2 protein-coding genes are annotated in these 4,296 nt (G+C 75.7%); both read left to right on the top strand.

Annotated features, from left to right (window positions below; translation table 11 throughout):
• Window positions 1-3,135, top strand: a 3,135-nt coding sequence (locus MXD58_RS21335; protein WP_250609796.1) for a tetratricopeptide repeat protein, incomplete at its 5' end; no start/stop codon positions are given.
• A gap of 5 nt (window positions 3,136-3,140) precedes the next feature.
• The gene (locus tag MXD58_RS21330) at window positions 3,141-3,905 is read left to right on the top strand and encodes a spheroidene monooxygenase (protein ID WP_248840081.1); all 765 of its coding nucleotides are present in this window, start codon (window positions 3,141-3,143) and stop codon (window positions 3,903-3,905) included.
• The last annotated feature ends 391 nt before the right edge of the window (window positions 3,906-4,296 follow it).

Here is a 4,296-nt window from a genome sequence, read left to right as displayed (position 1 = left end):
GGGCTGGTCTGGGCCCCGCCGCGGTCGCTGGAGCGCGGCGGGCCGGTCGCGCTCGTCGGCGGGGGCGGCCAGCGACTGCCGCCGGACGTGCCCGAGTACACCGGTCGGGACACCCTCCAGGAGCAGACGCACGCCCTGCTGACCGACTCCGAGGCGCTGTCCCGGGGCACCGTGACGGCGGCCTTCGCCGGCAAGGCGGGCGCGGGCAAGACGGCCCTGGCCGTGCACATCGCGCACCGGGTCCGCGCAGGCTTCACCGACGCGCTGTACGTCGACCTGCGCGGCACCAGCGAGCCGCTGGAGCCGGCGCGGGTGCTGGCCCGGTTCGTCCAGGCCCTCGGGGTGAGCCGGGCGGCGGTGCCGACCGACCCGGACGACCTCGGGGAGATGTACCGGGAGCTGGTGGCCACCCGTCGGGCCCTGATCATCCTGGACAACGCCGCGGGTGAGGCGCAGATCCGGCCGTTGATGCCGGCCAGCCCGGGCAGCGCCGTGATCATCACGAGCCGGTCCCGGCTGCACGGGCTGGCGGCGGCGCCCCGGATGGTCGACCTGCTCATCCCCAGCGACGCGGTGGAACTGCTGACCAAGGTGGTCGGCGAGCGCCGGGTTGCGGCGGAGCCGGCGGCCGCCCGCGACATCGTCGGCATGTGCGGCTACCTGCCGCTGGCGATCCAGATCGCCGGACGCAAGCTGGCCGCGCACCCGCACTGGCGGCTGGAGCGCGTCGCCAGCCGGCTCACCGACGAGCGGGACCGGCTGTCCTTCCTTGAGGTCGGTGACCTGGAGATCCGGGCGAGTTTCACGCTGAGCTACGACGGGCGGCCACCCGACGAGCAGCGCGCCTTCCGCCTGCTGTCGCTGCCCGCGGTCAACGACTTCGCGCCGTGGGCGGCGGCCGCGATCCTCGGCCTCGACCTCGACGAGGCCGAGGACGTCGTGGACCGCCTCGCCGAGGCCCAGCTGCTGGAACGGCGCGGCGTCGACCTGGCCGGAGCCGAGCGGTACCGGTTCCATGATCTGTTGCGGGTCTTCGCCCGCGAGCGGGAGACCGGGGTCGGCACCGGCATCGACGCGCCGCCGGGTCGGCACGGGCCCGAAGGTGGCACAGCCGGCGGCGTCGCGGATCGCCGGCACGCCCCGGACGTCGCCTCCCCGGCGCGACCCCCAACGTTGTCCGGCGAACACCGAGCGGCGCTGGGCCAGCTCCTGTACGCCTATCTGGTGATGCTGCGTGAGGCCGTCGACACCTTCAGCCCCGGGCGGGCGCGGGTGCTGCCCGTCGGGCCGGGCGAGGACGATTCGTTCGTGGCCGCGGCCGCCCGGTTCGCCGGCGGGGGCCCGGCCGGGGTCGTCCGCCAGCCGCTGGTCTGGTTCGCCGCGGAACGGTCGAACCTGCTCGCGCTCATCGAGCAGGCCCACGCGGCCGGCCTCGACCAGCCGACCTGGCTGCTCGCCGCGGAGGCCGCGGAGTTCTACGCGTTCGGGGCGCACTGGGCCGACTGGGCGCGCACCCACGAGCTGGGCCTGGCGGCTGCCCGCCGCGCCGGTCACCGGATCGCCGAGGCGGAGCTACTGGCCAATCTCGGGGAACGGGAGATCCTCCTGACCTTCGAGGAGGCGTTCTGGCGGCTGGACGCGCCCGGCACGGACCCCGACGGCGAACCGGCGGTGGCCGTCGACCGGGACGCGCCGCAGCGCCTGGCGCTGGCCACCGAGCGGTTCGAGCGGGCCCGGGCGCTGCTCGCCGGGTTCGGCGAGGACCTGGCCGAGTCCCGCGCGGTGCGCGGGCTCGCGGATGCCTGCCGGGGCCGGGGCGAGCGGGCCGAGGCGCTGACGTTCTTCGAGGCGAGTCTGGCGACGATGCGCCGGGCGGGCGCCCGGCGCGCCGAGGCCGAGACGCTGGTGGGTCTCGCGATGGCCTACGGCGATCGCGGGGAGCTCGCGGAGGGCATCGCCTGCCTGACGATGAGCCTGTCGATCGCCCGCGAGCTCGGCAACCGCCCCCTGGAGGCACTGGCCCAGCGTCGCCTTGGTGATCTCTATCGCCACCAGCAGCGGCCGGAACAGGCGCTGACCGCGTACAACGAGAGCCTGCCGCTGCTGGCCGAGCTGCCCGACCCGCTGTGGGAACCGCGGGTGCTGGTCCGCCGCGGCGACATCCTGGCCCAGCTGGACGACCATCCCGCGGCCCGGCGATCCTGGCAGCAGGGCGTCACGCTGCTGCGCCAGCGGCGCTCGCCGGAGCGCGACGCGGCCGAGCGGCGCCTGGCCGAGCCGGTCACCGCCGAGCCGACGCAGTTCACCGGCGGGCGGCTGCTCGGCGCGTTCGACCCGGCCTACTTCATCGGCCGGGTCGCCTCCGCCCGCCGCAGCGTGCGACTGCTGAACACCTGGACGGACCTGGCCTGCCCGCCGCACGACGACGCCTTCGCCGCCGCGGTTCGCACGGCGCTCGACGCCGGCGCGATCGTCCAGATCCTGCTCCTCGACCCCGACTCGCCGGCCGCGGCGGCCCGCTCGGCGGACCTGGCGCACCGGATCGACGTCGCGGCCGAGATCCGGGCGAACCTGCGCACGCTGGACGCGCTGCGTGGGGGGCTCGACCCCGTCCTGCGGCCGCGGCTGGCCGTGCGGCTCTACGCGGAGCAGCCGCTGACGACCTACCACCGCTGGGACACCGGCGCGCTGGTGTCGAGCTTCCCGGTCGGGGTGTCCTCCGCGGCCGTCACCCAGCACGAGGCGACGATCTCCTCGACGCTCGTCCAGTTCGTCGAGCGGCATTTCGACCGGCTGTGGGGCCCGGGGGGCAGTATCTCCCTGGACGACTACCTGCGGGTGCCGCTGCGTGTCCTGCCGGCGGGTGCCGGCGAGCGGGACGTCCGCTGCGAGTACGCGCTGCTCGACGGGGTGGTGTACCTCGTCTGCCCGGAACTCACCGACCTGCTGCGCCACGGCGGTCCGGACGCCCTGGTCACCTCGGTGGCCGACGGGCAGCATCCGCTGGCCGGCGTCGGGCGGTGCCGGGTGGTGCCGCTACGCGGTGACGACGGTGGCGGCGCTGCGGCGGTCTTCGCCCGAAAGTACGGCGGTGCCCGGGACGATCTGCTACGACTGGCATCGGCCGGGAGGTGAGCGACATGCGGACGGTGGGCGCGGCGAGTTCCCTGGTCCCGCTGGTGACCGTCGACTTCTGGCGGGTCCCTCGCCGCCGGGTCGGTCACGCCCTGGCCAGGATGGCGACCGACCGGGCGGCGCTACGCGGGGTGTCCGGGCTGAGCTTCGCCCGGATGCTGGGCACCGGGTCGGCGAGCAGCCTCGGCCTGCGCGGCGCCGACCCGTGCCAGTGGGCGATGCTCGGCGTCTGGCAGACCCCGTCGGCGGCCCGGTCGTTCGAGCGCTCCGCGCAGGTGCGGGCCTGGTCTGCGCTGGCGGAGGAACGCTGGCGCATCGATCTGCACCCGTTGTCCTCGCGGGGGCGGTGGTCGGAGCTGGAACCGTTCGGTGATCCGGCGGCGGCGAACCAGCCGGGTCCACCGGGAGCGAAGGTAGCGGTGATCACCCGGGCGCGGATCGCCCCCCGGCACTCGCTGACCTTCCGGCGGGCGGTACCGCCGGTGGTCGCGGACCTCGCCCAGTCCGACGGCCTGCTGTTCGCCGCCGGGATCGGCGAGGCCCCGTTCGGCCTGAAGGGAACCTTCAGCCTGTGGCGGGACACCGCCTCGCTGCGTCGGTTCGCCTACGGCCGGCCGGCACATGGCGAGGTCGTCCGGCGCACCCCCGAGGTGGGGTGGTACAGCGAGGAGCTGTTCGCCCGGTTCGCGGTGCTCGCCTCCCGGGGCACGCTCGGTGGTCGCGACCCGCTGCTGCACCTGGCGCCCGACCCCACGTTGACGCCACGTTGACGATCGGCGCCCGGTCCGCCCGCGGACCGGGCGGCGCCGCCCGGTTGCTCGGGGCTTCTTGACGTCTCGTTGACGGCCGTCAGGCACGGTGGTCGCGTCCGGCCGCACCGCCGATCGCCCAGGTCGGCGCCGGGATGCACCGCCGGGCCACCGGGCCCGCCGCACCGCCCGCCGCACCGCGAATCCCGATGTGCGCCACCGTGGCAGACCCCCGGCGTGCGCACTCGTACCGGCGCGCCCCCGACGAACGGGATGAAGCCAACCGCATGCCGACATCGCATGATCAGATCGTCCGCGCCGCTGCCCGGTCCGACGGGCCACCACGCCCGGACCGGGCCGGCGCCGACCCGTCCGCCCGGCGCCGGGTGCTGATCGCCACCCCGGTCAGCGC

The sequence above is a fragment of the Frankia sp. AgKG'84/4 genome (genome assembly GCF_023242965.2).
GTDB lineage: Bacteria > Actinomycetota > Actinomycetes > Frankiales > Frankiaceae > Frankia.
Note: the sequence above shows the minus strand (reverse complement) of the source record. Positions and strands in the feature narration are given on the sequence as shown.